Origin of the sequence: Algoriphagus sp. UBA3586, assembly GCF_002376385.1 — a bacterium.
GTDB classification, from domain to species: domain Bacteria; phylum Bacteroidota; class Bacteroidia; order Cytophagales; family Cyclobacteriaceae; genus Algoriphagus; species Algoriphagus ornithinivorans.
On sequence record NZ_DFMT01000032.1, the window covers coordinates 40,216 to 60,163 of the forward strand.

17 protein-coding genes are annotated in these 19,948 nt (G+C 40.3%); 11 read left to right on the forward strand and 6 right to left on the reverse strand.

The window, feature by feature from the left end:
• Positions 1-319: 319 nt before the first annotated feature.
• Positions 320-820 carry a SixA phosphatase family protein gene (locus B2906_RS11870; protein ID WP_219957703.1) on the forward strand — a complete coding sequence of 167 codons (501 nt, stop codon included), beginning with the start codon at positions 320-322 and terminating at the stop codon, positions 818-820.
• Here B2906_RS11870 and B2906_RS11875 read toward each other — a convergent pair.
• Positions 817-1,578, reverse strand: a complete 762-nt coding sequence (locus B2906_RS11875; RefSeq protein ID WP_219957702.1) for a DeoR/GlpR family DNA-binding transcription regulator — start codon at positions 1,576-1,578, stop codon at positions 817-819. The genes B2906_RS11870 and B2906_RS11875 overlap by 4 nt on opposite strands.
• 112 nt (positions 1,579-1,690) lie before the next feature.
• On the opposite strand from B2906_RS11875, the gene B2906_RS11880 reads away from it, so the two are divergent.
• Genes B2906_RS11880 through B2906_RS11890 form a run of 3 tightly spaced genes read left to right on the forward strand, consistent with a single transcriptional unit; the run spans position 1,691 to position 5,523 of the window.
• Entirely contained in the window at positions 1,691-3,256 is a 1,566-nt protein-coding gene (locus tag B2906_RS11880) for a glycerol-3-phosphate dehydrogenase/oxidase (protein ID WP_219957701.1), read from the forward strand.
• Positions 3,257-3,285: 29 nt separating this feature from the next.
• Complete coding sequence (gene glpK / locus B2906_RS11885) at positions 3,286-4,785, forward strand: glycerol kinase GlpK (RefSeq protein WP_219957700.1); 1,500 nt, start codon at positions 3,286-3,288, stop codon at positions 4,783-4,785.
• Positions 4,786-4,788: 3 nt separating this feature from the next.
• Entirely contained in the window at positions 4,789-5,523 is a 735-nt protein-coding gene (locus tag B2906_RS11890; protein WP_219957699.1) for an MIP/aquaporin family protein, read from the forward strand.
• Between the two features lie 140 nt (positions 5,524-5,663).
• Here B2906_RS11890 and B2906_RS11895 read toward each other — a convergent pair whose 3' ends face one another.
• Both B2906_RS11895 and B2906_RS11900 read right to left on the reverse strand, forming a co-directional pair.
• Positions 5,664-6,953 carry an amidohydrolase gene (locus B2906_RS11895; RefSeq protein WP_219957698.1) on the reverse strand — a complete coding sequence of 430 codons (1,290 nt, stop codon included), beginning with the start codon at positions 6,951-6,953 and terminating at the stop codon, positions 5,664-5,666.
• 369 nt (positions 6,954-7,322) lie between these two features.
• On the reverse strand, positions 7,323-8,609 hold the full coding sequence (locus B2906_RS11900; RefSeq protein ID WP_219957697.1) for an amidohydrolase: 1,287 nt from the start codon (positions 8,607-8,609) through the stop codon (positions 7,323-7,325).
• A gap of 128 nt (positions 8,610-8,737) precedes the next feature.
• On the opposite strand from B2906_RS11900, the gene B2906_RS11905 reads away from it, so the two are divergent.
• From B2906_RS11905 to B2906_RS11930, 6 genes are all read left to right on the forward strand, one after another.
• On the forward strand, positions 8,738-9,436 hold the full coding sequence (locus tag B2906_RS11905) for an SDR family oxidoreductase (RefSeq protein WP_339816463.1): 699 nt from the start codon (positions 8,738-8,740) through the stop codon (positions 9,434-9,436).
• 175 nt (positions 9,437-9,611) lie between these two features.
• The gene (gldA, locus tag B2906_RS11910; protein ID WP_219957696.1) at positions 9,612-10,517 is read left to right on the forward strand and encodes a gliding motility-associated ABC transporter ATP-binding subunit GldA; all 906 of its coding nucleotides are present in this window, start codon (positions 9,612-9,614) and stop codon (positions 10,515-10,517) included.
• Positions 10,514-11,233, forward strand: a complete 720-nt coding sequence (gene gldF / locus B2906_RS11915) for a gliding motility-associated ABC transporter permease subunit GldF (RefSeq protein ID WP_219957695.1) — start codon at positions 10,514-10,516, stop codon at positions 11,231-11,233. The genes gldA and gldF overlap by 4 nt, the downstream gene beginning before the upstream one ends.
• On the forward strand, positions 11,230-12,918 hold the full coding sequence (gldG, locus tag B2906_RS11920) for a gliding motility-associated ABC transporter substrate-binding protein GldG (RefSeq protein WP_286939804.1): 1,689 nt from the start codon (positions 11,230-11,232) through the stop codon (positions 12,916-12,918). The genes gldF and gldG overlap by 4 nt, the downstream gene beginning before the upstream one ends.
• A 121-nt stretch (positions 12,919-13,039) precedes the next feature.
• Positions 13,040-14,164 (forward strand): DNA polymerase III subunit beta, encoded by a 1,125-nt coding sequence (gene dnaN / locus B2906_RS11925; RefSeq protein WP_091651216.1) that lies wholly within the window; start codon positions 13,040-13,042, stop codon positions 14,162-14,164.
• 182 nt (positions 14,165-14,346) lie between these two features.
• Entirely contained in the window at positions 14,347-15,432 is a 1,086-nt protein-coding gene (locus B2906_RS11930; RefSeq protein WP_219957693.1) for a 6-bladed beta-propeller, read from the forward strand.
• Between the two features lie 186 nt (positions 15,433-15,618).
• Here the strand turns inward: B2906_RS11930 and B2906_RS11935 are convergent, their stop codons facing one another.
• The 3 genes from B2906_RS11935 to B2906_RS11945 form a co-directional block, all read right to left on the reverse strand.
• A complete protein-coding gene (locus B2906_RS11935) occupies positions 15,619-16,812 on the reverse strand; it encodes an ATP-binding protein (protein WP_219957692.1) in 1,194 nt (397 codons plus the stop codon).
• Between the two features lie 211 nt (positions 16,813-17,023).
• Positions 17,024-17,257, reverse strand: coding sequence for a VF530 family protein (locus B2906_RS11940; RefSeq protein ID WP_286939805.1), 234 nt, complete (start codon positions 17,255-17,257; stop codon positions 17,024-17,026).
• A 169-nt stretch (positions 17,258-17,426) separates the two neighbouring features.
• Positions 17,427-17,813: a VOC family protein gene (locus B2906_RS11945; RefSeq protein ID WP_286939806.1), complete on the reverse strand. Its 387-nt coding sequence runs from the start codon at positions 17,811-17,813 to the stop codon at positions 17,427-17,429.
• 139 nt (positions 17,814-17,952) lie between these two features.
• Between B2906_RS11945 and B2906_RS11950 the strand changes: the two genes are divergently transcribed.
• Positions 17,953-19,845 carry a 7TM diverse intracellular signaling domain-containing protein gene (locus B2906_RS11950; RefSeq protein ID WP_286939808.1) on the forward strand — a complete coding sequence of 631 codons (1,893 nt, stop codon included), beginning with the start codon at positions 17,953-17,955 and terminating at the stop codon, positions 19,843-19,845.
• The last annotated feature ends 103 nt before the right edge of the window (positions 19,846-19,948 follow it).

Below are 19,948 nucleotides of genomic sequence, written 5' to 3' on the forward strand. Positions count from 1 at the left end.
GCGGGAGAGCTATTTCGCCGAAGGCGTATTTCTATTGTATTTCCACTGTATTTCGATCCCTATCTTCCGCAGGCATATCTTGAAATATCCTTTTTTCTCCCGCGAAGTGGCAAAGTTGCAAAGGGATAAAGAAGAGGAAAGTATCATTCCTACGGAATGAAAGAAAGGCGATAAACCTTTTTCTACCTAGCTTAAATCCCTACGGGATTGAGGTTGAATAAAATACTCTTCCTCTCTTTGCTACTTTGCGGGAGAGGTATTTCGCCGAAGGCTTATTTGGAAAATACCTTTTTGAAAATATTTTTCTAACTTGAATACTATGAAAGCTTTGATAGGACTTCTTTTAATCTGTTTTCTGATGATTTCTTGTAAATCCGAGAAGAAAGAAAAGACAATCTATATTGTTCGTCACGCAGAAAAACAACTGGTTCAGGATCCGGATCCGGAATTAGCTCAGGTAGGGTATATCCGGGCTAAAAAGCTTGCTCAAATCCTGAAAGACCAGGAAATTAAACACATATTCAGTACTAATTATAAAAGAACTCAACTCACTGCACAGCCAACTGCTGAACAAGCCGGTGTAGAAATTCAATCCTATGAACCTTCCAACCATGATGAGTTGGTCGATAAACTCCATGAATTGGAGGGAAATGTACTGGTTGTAGGACATAGTAACACCGTCAGTCGTTTGGCCAATTACTTTATCGGTGAAGGAGAAAAATTCAATGACCTTACCGAAGATGAATATAATTTCATCTATGAAGTCAAACTTAGCAAAGATGGTTCGGCGGTATTAAGGAAGCTCTACAAGGATTATTAAACCACCACCAATTCAATCCCCTTTTCCTCCAGCTTTTCACGGTAGATTTCGGGTATACCGGAATCAGTAATTATTACATCTATATCCTCCAATTCGCAGATTTTTCCAAAGCCTTTTCTGCCAAACTTCCGGCTGTCTGCCAAAATTATTGTTTTCTGAACAGACTGGATCATCTGAGCATTTAAATGAGCCTCCATCATATTGGAGGTCGTCAAGCCATGTTCCAAACTAATGCCATCCACACTCAAAAAAAGTTTGCTGCAAGCAAAACTCTGAAGCATTTCTTCTGCATAATGTCCCACTACAGAGCTACTACTTTTTCTGACAACCCCACCTAGCTGAACTAACTCTACATCCTGCATGTCCATCAGGGCTAAAGTCACATTCATCGCTGCAGTAAGAACAGTCAAGGGTTTATTTCTGGGAATAGCCTGGGCTAAAGCGACCACCGTGGTGCCAGAGCCAATGATGATTGCTTCCTGATCCTCAATGTAGGCTAAGGCCTTCTCAGCAATCTTGGACTTCTCCTCCACCTGCTCCAACTTTTTTACCTGAACAGAGCGGTCAGAAACATAAGGAGAAACCGAAGTTGCACTGCCATGGGATCGATACAATAGCCCCTTATCCTCCAAGACTTTTAGATCCTTTCGGACAGTTACCATAGTGACATCCATAGCCTTCGCTAGATCTGACACTGTCACAAATCCAGCCTTGTCTAATTCCTCCAAAATAAAACGATGTCGCTCTGCCTGTGTCATATCCAATGAATTTTGACTAAATTAAGTAAAAGAAAGCAAAATGGAGTAAAAATCTATTTTTTACTTTCTTTTAGTTTCTTTTTATTTCTTTTTGAGTTATTTTTACTGACAAATGAATAGAGAAGAAAACATTAAGCAAATTTCTGATACTTCCAGAATTTGGGATATTGCTGTGATTGGAGGAGGGTCATCCGGTTTGGGAGTGGCATTAGACGCCATATCCAGAGGTTTGACCGTGGTATTGTTGGAAAAAGCTGATTTTGCAAAAGGAACCTCTAGTAGAAGCACCAAACTGGTGCATGGAGGAGTTCGCTACTTAGCCCAAGGCGATATAGGCTTGGTGTTGGAAGCCCTGAAGGAAAGGGGTAAACTTTTGCAAAACGCACCTCACCTGACAGAAAACCAGCCTTTTATTATTCCCATCTACACTTGGTTTGACAGAGTTCAATACAGCGTGGGTTTAAAGATCTACGACTGGATGGCAGGTTCACTAAGATTGGGTAAGAGTAAATTCATATCAAAGGAAGAAACCATCAGACGCCTACCTGCAGTCAAACAAAAAGGACTGAAAGGAGGAGTGGTTTACCACGATGGACAGTTTGATGATGCCAGACTAGCCTTGGCCATAGCGCAAACTGCAGATGATGCCGGAGCCTGCATTCTCAATTATGCATCCGTCAAAGATCTGATCAAAAATGAAAATGGAAAAATTACGGGTTTGAAAGTCAAGGATGAATTGGACGGTACCAATTACACCCTTCAGGCTAAAATGGTGGTCAATGCCACGGGAGTTTTTGCTGACAAAATTCTACAAATGGACCAGCCAGGATCCCCTAAAATGATCCAACCTAGTCAGGGCATTCACTTGGTTATGGATATGGATTTTCTGGGCGGAAAGGACGCACTGATGATCCCCAAAACCAAAGATGGAAGAGTACTTTTTGCAGTTCCATGGCATGGAAAACTGGTAGTAGGCACCACAGATACACTTCGTGAAAAAGCCAAACTAGAACCCGAAGCTTTGGAAAAGGAAATTGACTTTGTGTTAGAAACAGCAGCGGGCTATCTGACTAAAGCCCCAAGTAGAAAAGACGTAAAAGCTGTTTTCGCAGGATTGCGACCATTAGCAAGACCTAAAGAAGGCAGTACCAAAACCAAGGAAATATCAAGAAGCCATAAGGTGATCGTTTCAGAAAGTAAGCTCGTGACACTCACGGGTGGAAAATGGACTACCTACCGGAAAATGGGAGAAGATACAGTCGAACATTTTCCTGAAATCTCAGGTGAATTATTAGTGCCGAGCCAATCCTTTGAAATGAAACTTCATGGCTATACCGAACGCGTGCCGGAAGGTCACTGGTCAGTGTATGGCTCAGATGCCAAAGAAATAAAAGGGCTGGCAAAAAGCGATCCCGCGCTTTCTGAAAAAATCCATACTGATTTTCCAAACCTGATGGCTGAGGTTCTTTGGGCTGTCAAAAATGAAATGGCAGTCAGAGTAGAAGATGTTTTATCCAGAAGAATTCGAATGCTCATTTTGGATGCTCAGGCCGCCTTGGACTCTGCTGAGAAAGTAGCTCGACTCATGGCCAAAGAGCTTCAAAAAGATGAAAATTGGATACAGGAAGAGTTAATTGCATTTAAGAAAGTCGCCGAAAAGTATTTAATTAAAGCTTAGAATTTTTCTTTTTAACATAAATCCAGACAATGACCCAAAACAAACCCTACATCATGGCCCTTGATCAGGGAACCACCAGTTCCCGAGCGATCATTTTTGACAAAAAAGGGCAAATCGTTTCTGTTGCACAAAAGGAATTCAAACAACATTTCCCCAAACAAGGCTGGGTAGAACATGATCCTGAAGAAATATGGAAATCACAGTCCTCTGTGATGATTGAATCTGTGGTCAACAAAAGCATTGGCATCGACCAAGTAGCAGCCATAGGCATTACCAATCAGCGTGAAACCACCATCGTTTGGGATAGAAAAACAGGAAAAGCGCTTTACAATGCTATTGTTTGGCAAGACAGAAGAACTTCCGCCTATTGCAATGAATTGAAAGATCAGGGTCATTCTGAAATGATTGTTTCCAAAACAGGATTAATCATTGATTCTTATTTTTCAGCCACCAAAATTCGTTGGATTTTAGAGAATGTAGAGGGAGCAAGAGAAAAAGCTGAAGCTGGAGAACTAGCCTTCGGAACCGTAGATTCTTGGATTATTTGGAAACTCACCAAAGGGAATTGTCATATTACAGACATCACCAATGCCAGCCGGACCATGTTGTATAATATCCATGAGCAAAACTGGGATGATGAATTACTGGAACTATTTAACATTCCCAAGTCCATGCTTCCTGAGGTAAAATCCTGCTCTGAGGTGTATTGCGAAACAGCAGGTGATGTTTTGAGCAGTAAAATCCCCATCGCGGGCATTGCAGGAGATCAGCAGGCCGCACTTTTCGGGCAACTTTGCACAGAGCCGGGAATGGCGAAAACCACTTATGGCACCGGCTGCTTCTTAGTCATGAATACTGGTAAGGAGGCTGTGAGCTCAAAAAACAAATTGCTAACCACAGTAGCGTGGAAAATCGGAGATGAAATCAATTATGCACTGGAAGGATCCGTGTTTATAGGAGGTGCAGCAATTCAATGGTTAAGAGATGGGATAGAGCTTTTTGGAAACGCTAAAGAAACTGAAAAGCTTGCCCTAAGTTTAGAGGATAATGACGGCGTTTATTTTGTACCAGCTTTGGCCGGTTTGGGAGCGCCTCACTGGGATCAAAATGCCAGAGGAGCTTTCTTCGGGATTACGCGGGGAACAACAATTGCGCATTTTACCAGAGCTGCCTTGGAAGCCATCGCTTATCAGGTATATGATGTGCTGAAAGCAATGGAAAAGGATGCCGGAGAAAAGACCAAAGAACTCCGGGTAGACGGAGGAGCAACTGCCAATAATTTTTTGATGCAGTTTCAATCGGATCTTTTGGAGTGCGAAATCAAAAGACCGGAAATCATCGAAACAACAGCTATTGGAGCAGCATTTTTGGCCGGATTAGCGATCGGATTCTGGAAAGACCGAAAAGAAATTCAGGAACTTTGGAAAACAGATAAAAGCTTTCAGCCCGATATGGAAAAAGAAAAACGGGAAAAATTTCTACATTTTTGGCACAAAGCGGTCGAAAGATCAAAAAACTGGGTAGAATAGCATATGAATCCATACGTTGCAGAAATTATAGGCACAGGCCTCTTGCTTTTATTAGGCTCTGGAGTAGTTGCCAATGTGGTTTTACCACAAACCAAAGGACATAACTCAGGCTGGCTGGTCATTACCACGGCTTGGGCTCTGGCAGTATTTACGGGAGTGGTGGTTGCGGGACCATATAGTGGAGCACATCTCAATCCGGCGGTCACTGTCGGTCTAGCTTTAGCTGGAAAATTTGATTGGGCTATGGCTCCAGGATATATTGGCTCTCAGGTATTAGGCGCAGGATTAGGTGCATTCTTTTCATGGCTCATGCATGTCGACCACTTCAAAGTGACCAAAGATCCGGGAGAAATTGCGGCCCCATTTGGAACCAGCCCTGCTATTCGAAATTTGAAAAACAACTTTATTTCGGAAGTTATAGGAACCTTCGTGCTAATTTTTGTCATCCTCTACATTACAGGAGCAAAAATCGAAGACGCTGATCAAACTCCGATTGGATTAGGTTCTGTAGGAGCGCTCCCTGTGGCATTTCTAGTATGGGTGATTGGCATGTCTTTAGGAGGAACAACAGGCTATGCAATCAACCCTGCCCGGGATTTAGGTCCTAGAATAGTACATCAGCTATTACCAATCCATGGAAAAGGCAGCTCTGATTGGAGCTATGCCTGGGTTCCAATCTTAGGTCCTATTGCCGGAGCAGCATTGGCAGCCGGGCTTTATTTTTTGGTTGGAAGCTAAATTGTTTACGATTTGAGAGTTCAGATTTACGGTCGTTTAGTATGATGATTTCGGAAAATGGAGCTTTTGACCGAAGACTAACTGAACGGTGAACTCTTGAACTCTGACCAAATGAACAGCCAAACTTCAGATATTCAAGATTACTTCTTATTCATCTCCATATAATCCACCGTCAAATAGCTAAGCGTTCTGACTCCCAAAAGAAATCCGCTTTCATCTATAAAAAAGTCCGGTGTATGATGAGAAGGCGTAATCAAAGGATCTCCGCCTTTTTTCATACCTCCCAAAAAGAAAAAGAAACCAGGCTTCTCTCTTTGAAAAAAGCTGAAATCTTCAGCTCCTGTTACCGGAGGCATTGCAATCACATTCCCTTTACCTGCTGCTGATTCTACTGAGGGCAGCACTTTCGCAGTCAACTCAGGTGGATTCACGGTTGAAGGATAAAGCTTACCAATATTTACATCGGCTTTAGCCCCTGCACTTTCTGCAATATTGGTGATGATTTCTGTAATTCTTCGATGAACCAAAGCTTGTTGTTCATCTCCGAAAGTTCGGATCGTACCAATCATTTCCACTTTTTCTGGGATGATATTATGACGGATTCCACCATGAATAGCGCCCACTGTAACTACAGCAGGATTTTCGGTAATATTTACATTTCTTGATAAAATGGTTTGCAAACCCATAATAGCCTGTGCTGAAGTTACAATAGGGTCAACACTAGACCAAGGTGATGCTCCATGCGCTTGGGTCCCCGTAATGGTCACATTCAAATTGTCAACAGCAGCCATAAATGGACCGGATCGGTATCCAATTTTACCTGCCTCAATTTGAGCCCAAATATGCAATCCAAAAATGGCGTCTACATCTTCCATCACTCCCTCTTTTACCATGAGTTCGGCACCTGCAATATCCGCATCATAAACTCCTTCTTCCGCAGGCTGAAAAATAAACTTTACAGACCCTTTTAATTGATCTTTCATACTTGCCATCACTTCAGCTACTCCCATCAAAATCGCCATATGGGAATCATGCCCACAGGCATGCATTACACCTGTTTCCTGTCCATTGTAAGTAGCTGTATTCACCGATTTGAATAGCAAGTCATTTCTCTCGGTCACTGGAAGTGCATCCATATCTGCTCTTAAAGCTACCATAGGACCCGGCTTCCCTCCTTTAAGAACACCCACCACGCCAGTTACTGCCACATTCTCTGTGACCTCCATTCCCAAAGATCGAAGATGTTCGGCAATGACTTTGGCTGTTCGGAATTCCTGATTTCCCAATTCCGGATATTTATGAAAATCCCTTCTCCACTCGATTACTTTTGACTCTATGGAAGTCGCTTTTTTATCAATGGCAGGCTTCAAGTTCGATTGTGAAAAAGCGGTAGTGGAAAGCAATAAGAAGGGAAGTATTAATCGTTTCATGTGTCTATAGTTTGATTTTAAAGGTCACATGAAATGCACAGGATAATAATTCCTCCAGCATGAGATTTATTCTCATGGGCATTTCATGTGTAATTAATTTTCAATGGATTTTAAATATACAAAATCCAGTATCACCTGAAGGAAAAATAAAAGACCCAAGCCTTATTAAAACCTGGGTTCTTTTAAATGTTATATATATCCGGTTCTTCCAGTAAGATGGAAATACGGCTTATTCTCAGCAAAAAAGATCAGAATCCGAAGCTTCGGTCTTCGGTCTCCTGTGCTGAGCGAAGTCGAAGTATCCAATCGGTCAAGCAAAGAAAATATAGCAACTGAGAAGACTGCGGAAAATCAGAAAAAATATTCACACTACTTATTCATATAGTCCACTACGAAATAACTCATCACCCTCAAACCTAAAATAAATCCGCTCTCGTCTATGTAAAAATCAGGTGTATGATGAGAAGGTGTTTTGGTAGGATCTCCTCCTTTTTTCATTCCTCCCAAACCGATAAATAGCCCTGGTTTTTCCCTCTGGTAAAAGCTGAAATCCTCAGCCCCGGTTACAGGTGGATTAACCCTCACATTCTCTTTCCCTGCAGCAGCTTCTAAAGTAGCCACCATTTTGCTGGTGAGATTAGGGTCATTCACAGTGGATGGATATAGTTTTTGAATATTTACTTCTGCTCTGGCACCGGCACTTTCGGCAATATTGGTAGCAATCTCAGTAATTCTTTTATGAACTAGCGCCTGCTGCTCTTCTCCAAAAGTTCGTATGGTTCCAATCATCTCCACTTTTTCAGGAATGATATTATGTCGAATGCCTCCATGAATAGCGCCTACTGTTACCACAGCCGGATTTTCTGTGATATTGACGCTTCTGGAAAGAATGGTCTGCAAACCTGTCACAATCTGGGAGGAAGTCACAATAGGATCCACTCCTGACCAAGGAGAAGCACCATGGGCTTGGGTACCGTGAACGATGATCTCCAAATTATCAACCGCAGCTTGTGCAGGTCCTGATCTATAGCCTATTTTACCCACTTCAGTTTGGGCTGAAATATGCAGACCGAAAACAGCATCCACATCTTTCATCACTCCTTGCTCTACCATTTGTTTTGCACCCCAGGTAGACACTCCTGGCTCATATATTCCCTCTTCAGCAGGTTGGAAAATAAATTTTACATTACCCTGTAATTGGTCTTTCATACCTGCCAGGATTTCTGCAACGCCCATTAAAATAGCGACGTGGGTATCATGCCCGCATGCATGCATCACACCAGTTTCCTGACCATTGTAAATAGCCGTTTTTGTGGATTTAAAAGGTAGGTCAACTCGCTCGGTTACCGGTAAGGCATCCATATCAGCACGAAGTGCAACAGTAGGTCCTGGCTTCCCTCCTTTCAAATATCCTACTACTCCAGTCACGGCCACTCCTTCAGTTACTTCTATTCCTAAAGACCTCAGATGATCAGCAATTTTTTTAGCAGTTCTAACCTCTTGATTCCCGAGTTCGGGATTTTGGTGAATATCTCTTCTCCATTCAATAACCTTGGACTCAATTTCGGCAGCTTTTTTATCTATAGCAGGCCGAAGTTTTGTTTGGCCAAAAGCCATCCCGCTTAGCAGAACAAAGGGAATTATCAGTTTTTTCATAATATGATTGGGGTTTGTAAAAGAAAAGCAAGTTAGATATTTCTGATTTTTATAAAGAAACAGCAGGAAAAAATACCTTACTACCGAACCAATTCCATCCAATCTGCTTTTTATTAAAAAGCTTTTCTATGGAATTAAAAAATAAAACCGCCATTGTCACCGGTGTCAGCAAGGGCATCGGTCTTGAACTTGTTAAATTATTATTGGAAAAAGGAGTGACTGTAGCAGGTTGGAGTAGAAATCAGCCTAAACTCGAGCATCCAAACTTTCACTTTTTCACATGCGACGTTTCTCAGGAAGAAAGTGTTGAAAAGGCTTTTCAGGCTACTACTCAAAAATTAGGGACTGACATTCGCATTTTGGTCAACAATGCCGGCTTTGGTATAGCTGGAGCAACTGAGTCTTTTTCTTCAGAAGATTGGAAAGCAATGTTTGATACCAACGTCCACGGTATTTTCTATACTACCAAGAGAGTAATCCCTGGCATGAAAGTGGCAGATGAAGGGCATATTCTGAATGTAGCTTCTATTGCAGGACTGAATGGTGTAAATCAATTTGCCGGATATGTGGGCACCAAACACGCCGTAAGAGGAATTTCACATTCCTTGTACATGGAGTTACGTGACTTTGGCATCAAAGTATCAACCATCTACCCTGGTTCCATTCAAACCAATTTCTTTGATGACATTCCAGGCATGCAAGCCCACGAAAATATGATGCGCCCTATAGATGTGGCGACTACCATTGTTCAGACTTTGGAAACGCATCCAAATTACTTTGTAGTGGATGTGGAATGTAGACCTTTGAGACCTAAGGGGAAAAAGTAAGTCTGAAATCTAAAATCAGAAGTCTGAAAAGACTTGACTAAAGGCAGCTATCAAAAACTGAGTACTGAAATACTTGCCTTTCCACAGGCAATAACTATTTTTGTCCTAGACCTTCTCAACCGGGTTTTTGCCCATGCCATGCGGGTGAACTCCCGGTTGGTCTCTTTTATAGCCTATGTCCTTAGAAGTCTCTCACTTATGTAAGAATTACGGTTCTCAAAAGGCCTTGGATCAGGTAACTTTTTCTGCTTCGCCTGGGAGAATTCTTGGATTTCTTGGACCAAATGGCGCTGGCAAATCCACTACCATGAAAATTATTACTGGATATTTAGCCGCAGAAAGCGGTAATGTTCAGGTCATGGGAAAAGATGCCTTGACTAATCCTAAAGAAGTGAGCCCTCTGATTGGTTATTTGCCCGAAAAAAACCCGCTCTACCAGGATATGTATGTAAAAGAGTTTTTATCCTTTGCTGGCGGACTTTATGGTCTTTCTGGTTCACAACTCAAAAGCCGGCTAGCAGAAATGCTGGATAAAACAGGTTTGATTCCAGAACAACACAAAAAAATCTCCCAGCTTTCAAAAGGTTATCAACAAAGGGTAGGATTAGCCAAAGCCTTAATTCATGATCCTCAGGTAGTGATCTTGGATGAACCTACCACCGGGCTGGACCCCAACCAACTTGTAGAAATTCGCAAGTTGATTCAGGAGGTTGCAAGAGAAAAAACATTGATTCTCTCCACCCATATCATGCAGGAAGTGGAAGCTATCTGCCAAGATGTGGTCATCATCAATAAGGGAAAAATATTGGCCGCGGACTCCTTGCAAAATTTACAGTCTGGAAATCAACAAAGCACCTTATCCTTGGAAACTGAGGAAGAGCTTCAGCTTGATTGGTTTTCAACTATTGGAAAAGTCACTTTTGGAAGGAAAGGTCCGAATGAAATTCAAATTCAGGTATCAGATCCCAACGCTGGAAGAAAAGCTATCTTGGGAGTTGTCTCAGAGCGAAATCTTAACTTGGTTAACCTGAGCCAAAGCAAGAAAAATTTAGAAGAACTATTCCGGGAAATCACAAGATGAAAAGCCTATTCATTAAGGAAATCAATGCTTTTTTCGGTAGTCTCCTTGGCTATTTGATTCTAGCCTTGTTTCTTGTCGCCATAGGCTTGATCGTTTGGGTTTTCCCCGAAACCAGCGTCTTGGAATATGGCTATGCCGATTTGGAGCCCTTATTTACTTACACTCCTTACGTGTTTACTTTTTTGATCCCAGCGCTTTCCATGCGTGCCATTGCTGAGGAAAAAAGAAACCAAACGTGGGAGCTATTAAGAACTGCGCCACTTTCACTGACTCAAATTATTATAGCCAAATATTTAGCATTGCTTTGCCTAATTATTTTGGCCGTACTGCCTACCCTGCTCTATTATATCAGTATTGTTCAGCTAGGCGATCCGATTGGTAATTTGGATCAAGCCGGCTTTTTTGGAAGCTGGATTGGGTTATTGATGATCGGTGCCGTCTTTGGTGCTGTGGGAATTTTCGCTTCCGCACTAACCTCTCAACAGGTGGTCGCATTTGTATTGGGAGTTTTTCTTTGCTTTCTGATCTACTTTGGCTTCACGGCAATTGCTGATTTGCAGCTGGGAGCTATTTCTTATTGGATAGAAGAGATCAGCCTCAGTTATCATTATGTCAATCTGAGCCGTGGAGTGATTGACTCCTCTGATCTCTTCTTTTTGGCAGGGATGATTTGGCTGTTTTTGGGAGCCTCCATTTTAGTATTGAAAAATAAATGAGTCGGTATTTCGGACATATCACCAAATCTTGGGGAATCCTGCTTGGAGGACTACTGCTTTTGGTTGCAACAAGCCAGCTGCTTCGTTTCAGACTTGATTTGACGGATGATAAACGGTACTCACTTCACCCGGCCACGGAGGAAGTTTTGGCGCAGCTAGAAACCCCTCTTCATGTGGAGATATTACTGGTCGGAGATCAGCTTCCGGGTGGAATGAGGAGGCTTCAAAAATCTATCGAAGAAACTGTAAGAACCTTTAATGCATACAGCAGCGAAAAAATAACTTTTTCCTATTTCGACCCATTGAGTTTGCCGGCAGAGGAGCAGCAGGAGTTTGTGGTTCAATTGGCAGATTACGGAATCAACCCGACCAACTTGATGGTTAATCAAAATGCAGGGCAGAAAAGTCAATTGATTTTCCCCGGAATTCTAGTCTACAATGAAGAATTTGAAACCGGTGCTTTGGTATTGAAAGGCGAAGAGGGAATGAGTCAGGAACAAATCCTGAATCAATCCATCGAAAATCTTGAATTTGAATTAAGCAATGCTATCAGAAAACTAAGTCAGCCTAGCTCTGCAGCCATCGCTATGCTCATCGGCCATGGAGAAATGGCGGAAGATGATGGATATGGTCTGGTAGAAGCTTTAGATGGTGATTTTGAGATTTTCAAAGTACCCTTGGAACAAGCCCGAACAGTAGAGGACCTCATCAATTTTCAAATCATTTTCATTCAAGGCCCAAGAGAAACCTACACAGAAAGAGAAGTTTATCTGCTGGACCAATATGTGATGCGGGGTGGTAATCTGGTCATTTTGAGCGATGGGGTTGCTGTAGATATCAACCAGGCAGGAGGAGAGGGAACATTAGCAATGCCTTTTGAAAACGGCTTGGAAAACCTCCTTTTCAAATATGGAGTCCGAATCAATAAAGATTTGATTCAAGATTTGAACTTTGGCTATTTCCCTGTTATGGGCGGGAATTTTGGGAATCAGGAACAATTAGTCCCTTTACCTTGGCCATTTTATATTCAGGCCAGCAGAATGCAGCAACATCCTATCACCAAAGGCTTAGATGTGGTGTACATGCGATTTGTTAGTAGTTTGGATACTGTATTGGCTCAGGGAATTCGCAAGACTCCTTTGCTGTTTAGCTCAGATTTCGCGAGAATTCTCCCGGCTCCAGCCAGAGTCGCTTTTCGGGATATGCAGGAAGAGCCTGACGTGGATCAATTTGCTACTCGAAACCTTCCTTTAGCCTACTTATTGGAAGGGGATTTCACCTCCTTGTTTAAAAATAGGTTTATTCCTGAAGAATTTGCCAAGGAGAATTTCAAAGAAAATGGATCAGGCAAAGTGGTGGTAATTGGAGATGGCGAGGTATTTCAAAGTCAAAAGGACCCAGTTTCGGGTGGAATGCTGACATTGGGAGACGATCCATTCAATCAACTGGTTTTTGCCAATAAATTATTCCTGAGGAATCTTTCTCAATATTTAATTAATCCAGAAGGGATTATTGCTTCCAGAAACAAAGCTTTCCAAATTCGACCATTGAATAAAGTAAAGGTGGCTCAGCAAAAAAGTTTTTGGCAGACCATCAATGTTTTGGTGCCCGTCCTGATATTGCTGATTGCGGGAGGATTGATCTCTACTTGGAGAGTTAGAAAGTTTTCTAAAAAAACTATCTAGCTTTAATTTCAAGAAATCAAGATAATATTTGTATATGAAAAGCGTTTACGGACTTTTCAATCCGATTTTATTTATAAATTTACCCCCATTCCAAAAGTAAAATACAACTAAGCCCTACGATATGAAATTTATTGTTTCCTCTTCTGCCCTTTTAAAGCAGCTTTCGGCGATCAATGGTGTAGTCACCACCAATCCGGTAGTTCCGATTTTGGAAAATTTTCTTTTTGAAATCAAAGACAGTTTATTGACGATCACTGCTTCGGACCTTCAAACGTCAATGATTACTGAAATCAACGTAGAAGCCAAAGAAGACGGAAATATCGCAGTACCTGCAAGGATTTTGATCGAAACGTTGAAAAACCTTCCGGAGCAGCCTGTAACTTTCAGCATAGATCATGACACTTATGCTGTGGAAATCAGCTCTGATAATGGACGCTATAGATTGGCTGGAGAGAATGCCACAGACTTTCCAAAAATCCCAACTGTCAATAATGCGACTACTGTGGATATGTCCACAGAGGTACTTTCCAGTGCTGTTTCCAATACCATTTTCGCGACCAGTTCTGATGAATTGAGACCTGCAATGACTGGTGTATATATCAACCTTAGCGATACCAATACTACTTTTGTAGCAACTGACGGTCACAGATTGATACGCTATAGAAGAGTGGACGTGGCTTCTTCCAGTCCTGCGAGCTTAATTATTCCAAGAAAAGCACTCAATCTTCTAAAATCCACTTTACCATCCGAAAATGTACCGGTAAGTGTGGAATTTAACCAATCGAACGCCTACTTCAAGTTCAACAATATTAAAATGATCTGCCGTCTGATTGATGAGAGATTCCCGGATTATGAAAACGTAATTCCTGCGGACAATCCAAACATCATGACCATCGATCGTCAGGACTTATTAAGCTCACTTCGTCGTATCGCGATTTATGCCAATAAGACCACACATCAGGTGAGATTGAAATTGACCGGATCCGAATTGATGATCTCTGCGGAGGATTTGGATTTCTCTAATGAGGCAAATGAGAGATTATCTTGCGAGCATGATGGAGAGGATATCGAAATCGGATTCAACGCCAAATTCTTGGTGGAAATGTTGAACAATCTTTCTTGCAAAGAAGTCAGCCTGAAGTTCTCCGCACCAAATAGAGCAGGTTTGATTTTGCCAGCTGAGCAGGACGAAAATGAAGATATCCTGATGCTCGTAATGCCTGTAATGCTCAACAATTACGTGTAATTAATCAACCAAACAACCCTATAGCTTAAAGCCCGGTTCTGCATTTGTGGAATCGGGCTTTTTTGTAACCCTCCAAGGGATTTTAAACCCTTGGAGGGTTCGTCAAAAGTTACTTTAGATCCTTGACTTGATTCTTTCAAAGATTTGAAACATCTTCCAAGATCATTTTTAATTAATAGAATATGTGGAGAAATTTAATCTTCATTTTGCTTTTTATCTTTTTCTCCTGTGCAAATAAGACTGATCAATTTTCATTTACTCCTATACAAGTAGATAAGTCGCTATTAGTCTCTGAAATAGGAAAAAGCTTGGAAATCATTGAGGTCAAAACGAAGTATCCAATTTCTGGTACCCCAACTATCCGCAAATCTGATCATTATTTTTATTTGTTTGAAGAAGGAATTGTATTTAGTCTTCATCAGATAGAAAAGAGTGGCGCGGTACGAAAAAGTATTGATTTTGGATTTGATGATAAATTGAATGCCAACGCAATTACCCAAATCATTACTCAAAATGATAGTATTGGAATAATCACCTATGGCCAGCAAATCACTTGGTTAAATGAAGAATTAGAAGAGACTGGAACAGAGAAACTACCTTTCAAGGCTAAAGTTCATTTCAGAAAAGATTCAAATACAATAGCGTACACAAATGGTATAGATGATGGAGAATGGGACATTGTAAGCTACGGTTTCAGTAGTTCCAAATCCTATTTACCCATTGATAAAAACCGGTACCGCTTTTACAACCAGACTTTCTCACCTTTTTCCAATTGGAATGGAAAAACACTATTCTCTCAGGCATTTAATGATACAATTTACATTTGGGATCAAGTCGATTTCAAACCGCTATTTCAGGTAGATTTTGGAGCAAATGCTGTAACAAAAGATCGATTTTCCCAAATTCAAGGTGCAATGGATATGCTTCAGCTTTTCAATGAAAAGAAATACAGCTACTTACTAGGTGAAATCTATGGTTTGAATGGGAATAGAATACTATTTGGACTGAGTCAAAAAGGGAATCAAGCTTTGGGTTTATTGGATTTTAATTCTGGTGAATTGAAAATCTATCGTGGTTTGGTCGACAATTCAATTTCTGGGATCAACCTATTTGCCCCTCAGTTTGTAGAGGATGGAATATTGTATTTTGGTGTTTCCGGAGAACGGATTCTAGAGAATTCCGATAGGCTACCGGATTCCTTTAAACATAGATTATCCAATGATTATGCAAACTCCTATTTTATCTATTGTTTGGAGCTTAAAGATTAAAATCAATCGATTTACTAAAATTCCTCATCTCTAGTGATGATTTAAACCTTCGAGGTCTGAGAAAAGACCTCAAAGGTTCTTTTTCGTATCTCTCACCATTTTCAGATACAAACCCTCCACTCTTTCTCTGGCTCAGGGATGGCAGCAAAAATGAATCGGATAATCTTGTCTTTAGATCCTGATTTTTTAATATAGGAACCCAAAAAGCCATAATGGAACCTTTTCTCCCCAGCCAGTTTCTATATCATCACTAGCTATCAAATATTTTTCTTCACTGATGACTTGTTTGGAGGATTTGTTTTTCCCACCCACTTCTAAAGTTAATCCATTCACCCAAAAGTCTCCTTTTTTGGGCTCAAACACTTCGTATCCTGCATTCAGCAACTGATTTAGGAGGAAAGTCTCTCGAAGAGCTCCTTTATCCGGGGAGGAGTTGATGGCAAAAGAAAGGTTTGTGTTTTCAAGATATAATTTATCCGGTTTTTGTAATCTTGAGATTCCTTTGCCTTTTGTAAGTAAAACGTTTAGAATTCTTGCATCTTTCAACTGATAGATATGCTCTAAAATCCGATCTCTAGAAATACTTAGTTTAGCGGAAATAGCCGAAACATTGGGTTTGAAGGGGGCAGATTCAGCAATCACTCCAAGTAATTTTTTGACCTTAGCGGCTGTGCCGGCATTATAGGAAGAGATATAGGCCAGGTCTGTGTCTACTACTGTATTGATTATTTGTTCGAGTTTAGATCCATACTCATGTTCACCTTCTATAAAAACTGGGAGGTATCCTCTGCTGAGGTATTTTTCAAAATGGGGCAATGGACGGAATTTTGAAATTACTTCTTGGCTTATTTCCCGATGCCTTTTTTGTAGATCCTCAAGGGAAAAAGAAGGAAAGTCAACCACCTCAGATAGCTTAAGGTATTCCCTGAAGGATAATCCAGGTAGGGAGTAACTAATTACCCGTCTGCTTAGGTCCGATTCTCCTCGATAAATATCCAAGGCAGAAGAGGCTGAAAAAATCACCTGAAGCTGGGGTAACCCATCATAAATATTCTTCAGTTCCCTCGACCAATTGGGGTATTTGTGCACTTCATCTATCAATAAAACTTGGCCTCCCTTCTGAAACCAACTCATAGCAGTATCCAATAAAGTATTTTGATAAAACCAAGGATGATCTGCTGTGACATATAGGCCATTTACCTGATTTTTGGATAAGGTGAATTTGAGGTGCTGAAGCATGAGTGTGGTCTTTCCTGCACCCCTTGGTCCTTTAATACCAATCATTCGCTGATTCCAATTGATCTTTTTACTCAAAAACCTTTGAAAATCCTCTTTTATTGCCAGCAGCAATGAATCCTGAAAATCGATCAATACTTGCATAATGAAGTTTTAAAACTACATAAAAATACTAATTTTGTTGTTTTAAAACCACAAAAAATATATAAAGTCATTTTCTTTTGGCCGAGCTACTTTGGCAGATCCATTTCGGTTTTCTGATTTTCCAGATTGAAGTTGTTTATTAAAATCAAAAATATTGTTTTCGTAAAAAAGATAGATCGGAGATTAAACCTTCGAGGTCTGAGAAAAGACCTCAAAGGTTCTTTTTCGTATCCCTCAACATTTTCAGATACAAGCCCTCCACTCTTTCTCTGGCCCAGGGAGTTTTTCTCAGAAAGGATAAACTGGACTTGATGGATGGATTATGCGTAAAGCAACGTATGGTAATCCGCTCTCCGAGTTCTTCCCATCCATAATGTGCCACCAATTGTTCCAAGATGGTATCGAGTCGAAGCCCGTGAAGAGGATTGTTAGGTTGATGTTCCAAAGGGTTATAGTTATTAGGAATTAGTTATAAGTTATTGTTATCTGGCTTCGTTAGAAGCTGGACTATTTCATTGGAATTATAAATCCTGCCTTCGGAAAAGCAGGATAACTTTCTATCATTTGTACTTCTGCCAACCGCCTACTGGACACTGTTTACTGCAAACTGCCTACTACACCGGCTGTATCAAATCCCATAAATTTCCATAAAGGTCTTTGAAAACCGAAACGATTCCGAATTCCTCCTTGGCAGGCTCCCGGATAAATTCCACACCTTTGGAAATGTAGTTTTCATAATCCCGATAAAAGTCATCTGTATACAAGAAAAACATCACTCTTCCTCCTGCCTGCATTCCGATTTGCTTTTCATGGGCCTCATTCGCTGCTTTAGCCAAAAGCAGATGACAGCTCGAACCCGGAGGTGACACACGAACCCAGCGCTTGGTTTCGGAAAGTTGGGTATCCTCCAAAAGTTCGAAGCCCAAAACATGAGTATAGTAGGTGATCGCTTCGTCGTAGTCTTTGACTAAGAGGGAGATTTGTCCGAGTTGTTGGACCATAAATTTTTCAATTTGCTATAACAGGATACTTGAGCTTTAAACCAAATTTTAACCTTATTTCAAAGTCTAAGTTATCCAGAAACTCCTGCCATATTATTTCGTTTTCAATAAAGGCCGATTTTTCAAAAGTACCAACCTGATGAGATTTTCTTTTTCTTATATATTATTTTTAGTCCTCTTGATAAGCTCATTTGCTAATGCGCAAAAAATATCGGGAGGCTATACATTTGCAATAGATGATCAGCTACAGGAAAGAATCTATGCCATTGACCGATTAGAATTTTTCGAAGACACGTCTAATCAATTAAATTTTGAAACTGTTAGTCAACCTGGGTTTCAGGATAAGTTTAAAATTAATCCCGCTTTCTCTAAAGGTTTATTCAATCCGTCCAGTACTTATTGGGTAAAGGTATCTGTATTAAAGAATCCTCAAAGTGAATATTATTGGATTTTAGAATTTTATGATCAGACCATTGATCGAATTACTGCCTTTTTACCAGAAAAAAATACATATAAAACAATTGAATTGGGGGACCGTCTGCCATTTGAAAAGAGGGTATTTTCCCATAAAAATTTTGAAGTTCCAGTATCTAATCAAATTGAGGGAATAGACAACTATTATTTCAAAATTACTTCCTCTCAAAAAGCTGATATTAGGGTAGCTTTCAGATCAGTAAATCGTTTTGTTTACTATTCTCTAAACGAGTACTTTTTGTATGGTATTTTTTACGGGATGATTCTAATCATTACCCTTTACAACCTACTCATGTACGCCGCGATAAGGGAAGTCAAATATCTTTATTATGTTTTTTATCTTCTTTGTGTAGTAGGTTTTGCTATGTCGGTAGACGGTATAGGGTTTCAGTATTTATGGCCTAAAATGCCTTCGATCAATAACATAGCCGTTGGTATTTTTGGATTTGGCATCATTGTTTTTGCTATTTTGTTTTCTATCAAATTTTTAAATCTAAGACATCGCTATAAGCCAATGTATTTTACCCTAATGGCAACTTTAATTTTAAAAACTATACTGTTTTTATTGGGAGTTTTACAATTCAGGGAGTTATTGGAAATTCAATATTATGACATTCTCCCCTTTGCTTTGATCTTGGTAGCAAGTATTCAAGTTTGGAAAAAAGGATATAAGGTTGCTAGGCTATTTGTTATTGCCTACTCTATTTTATTTCTTGGAGTCTTTTTAAAAATTCTTATCCAAACAGCCTGGGTACCACATACTACCTTGATATATTATAGTTTACATATTGCTTTTTTGATAGAAATGCTATTACTCACCTTGGCATTGGGAGACAGAATCAAGATTTTGAAAGAGTCCAAAGATCAAGCTCTTTTGAGAAGCCTCCGTCAGGCTGAAATGAACGCGAAATTGAAAGATAAGGTCAATGCTGAATTAGAGCAAAAAGTGTTGGACCGGACTCGAGAGCTAGAATCAAAAACCTTTTTACTAGAGCAATCCAATCAGCAGTTAATAGAAAAAGATCAAGAAATCAAACGGATTAATTCACTCTTAGACAAAGATATCTGGAAGCTCAAATCACAGGTTAAAGAAGGTCTCAAAGCTAGGGTTACAAATAGAAAGATGGATTATCAGGAGTTTAAACTTATTTTTCCGGACCCTAATGCTTGCCATAGATATCTCGCAGAAATAAAATGGGGCAAGGGGTTTACCTGTAAATCATGTGGCTATCAAAAAGAAGCCCGAGCCCCAAAAATTTTCACTAAACGATGCGGAAAGTGTGGTCATTTAGAATCCAGTACAGCAGGGACTGTTTTTCATGGAATAAGAATTCCTCTTGAAAAAGCATTTTTCCTCTCCTACCTAGTTCTTTCAGGACAAAACAACTATACATTGGAGCAGATTTCGGAATTTTTGGATTTGAGAGTAAATGCTATCTCCAGCTTCAAAATCAAAATAAAATCAGTCCTTTCAGAGTCCCAAAATAGTCATCCAGATTGGGAAGATCTTTTGCTTGATCAGAGCTCAAAAATGAAGGAAAATGCAATTTCTGACTAAGCAAAACAAGCTTGATATTGAAGCGGGAAAGAAAAGTAAAAAATACTTGTATTTTGATCATTTGAGCATTTTTTCTTGAAATCCAAGAGGGAATTTCTTTAAA

Coding starts and splice junctions, on each gene's coding strand:
- B2906_RS11870 (WP_219957703.1), top strand. CDS start 320: ATGAAAGCTTTGATAGGACTTCTTTTAATCTGTTTTCTGATGATTTCT.
- B2906_RS11875 (WP_219957702.1), bottom strand. CDS start 1,578: ATGACACAGGCAGAGCGACATCGTTTTATTTTGGAGGAATTAGACAAG.
- B2906_RS11880 (WP_219957701.1), top strand. CDS start 1,691: ATGAATAGAGAAGAAAACATTAAGCAAATTTCTGATACTTCCAGAATT.
- glpK (WP_219957700.1), top strand. CDS start 3,286: ATGACCCAAAACAAACCCTACATCATGGCCCTTGATCAGGGAACCACC.
- B2906_RS11890 (WP_219957699.1), top strand. CDS start 4,789: ATGAATCCATACGTTGCAGAAATTATAGGCACAGGCCTCTTGCTTTTA.
- B2906_RS11895 (WP_219957698.1), bottom strand. CDS start 6,953: ATGAAACGATTAATACTTCCCTTCTTATTGCTTTCCACTACCGCTTTT.
- B2906_RS11900 (WP_219957697.1), bottom strand. CDS start 8,609: ATGAAAAAACTGATAATTCCCTTTGTTCTGCTAAGCGGGATGGCTTTT.
- B2906_RS11905 (WP_339816463.1), top strand. CDS start 8,738: ATGGAATTAAAAAATAAAACCGCCATTGTCACCGGTGTCAGCAAGGGC.
- gldA (WP_219957696.1), top strand. CDS start 9,612: ATGTCCTTAGAAGTCTCTCACTTATGTAAGAATTACGGTTCTCAAAAG.
- gldF (WP_219957695.1), top strand. CDS start 10,514: ATGAAAAGCCTATTCATTAAGGAAATCAATGCTTTTTTCGGTAGTCTC.
- gldG (WP_286939804.1), top strand. CDS start 11,230: ATGAGTCGGTATTTCGGACATATCACCAAATCTTGGGGAATCCTGCTT.
- dnaN (WP_091651216.1), top strand. CDS start 13,040: ATGAAATTTATTGTTTCCTCTTCTGCCCTTTTAAAGCAGCTTTCGGCG.
- B2906_RS11930 (WP_219957693.1), top strand. CDS start 14,347: ATGTGGAGAAATTTAATCTTCATTTTGCTTTTTATCTTTTTCTCCTGT.
- B2906_RS11935 (WP_219957692.1), bottom strand. CDS start 16,812: ATGCAAGTATTGATCGATTTTCAGGATTCATTGCTGCTGGCAATAAAA.
- B2906_RS11945 (WP_286939806.1), bottom strand. CDS start 17,813: ATGGTCCAACAACTCGGACAAATCTCCCTCTTAGTCAAAGACTACGAC.
- B2906_RS11950 (WP_286939808.1), top strand. CDS start 17,953: ATGAGATTTTCTTTTTCTTATATATTATTTTTAGTCCTCTTGATAAGC.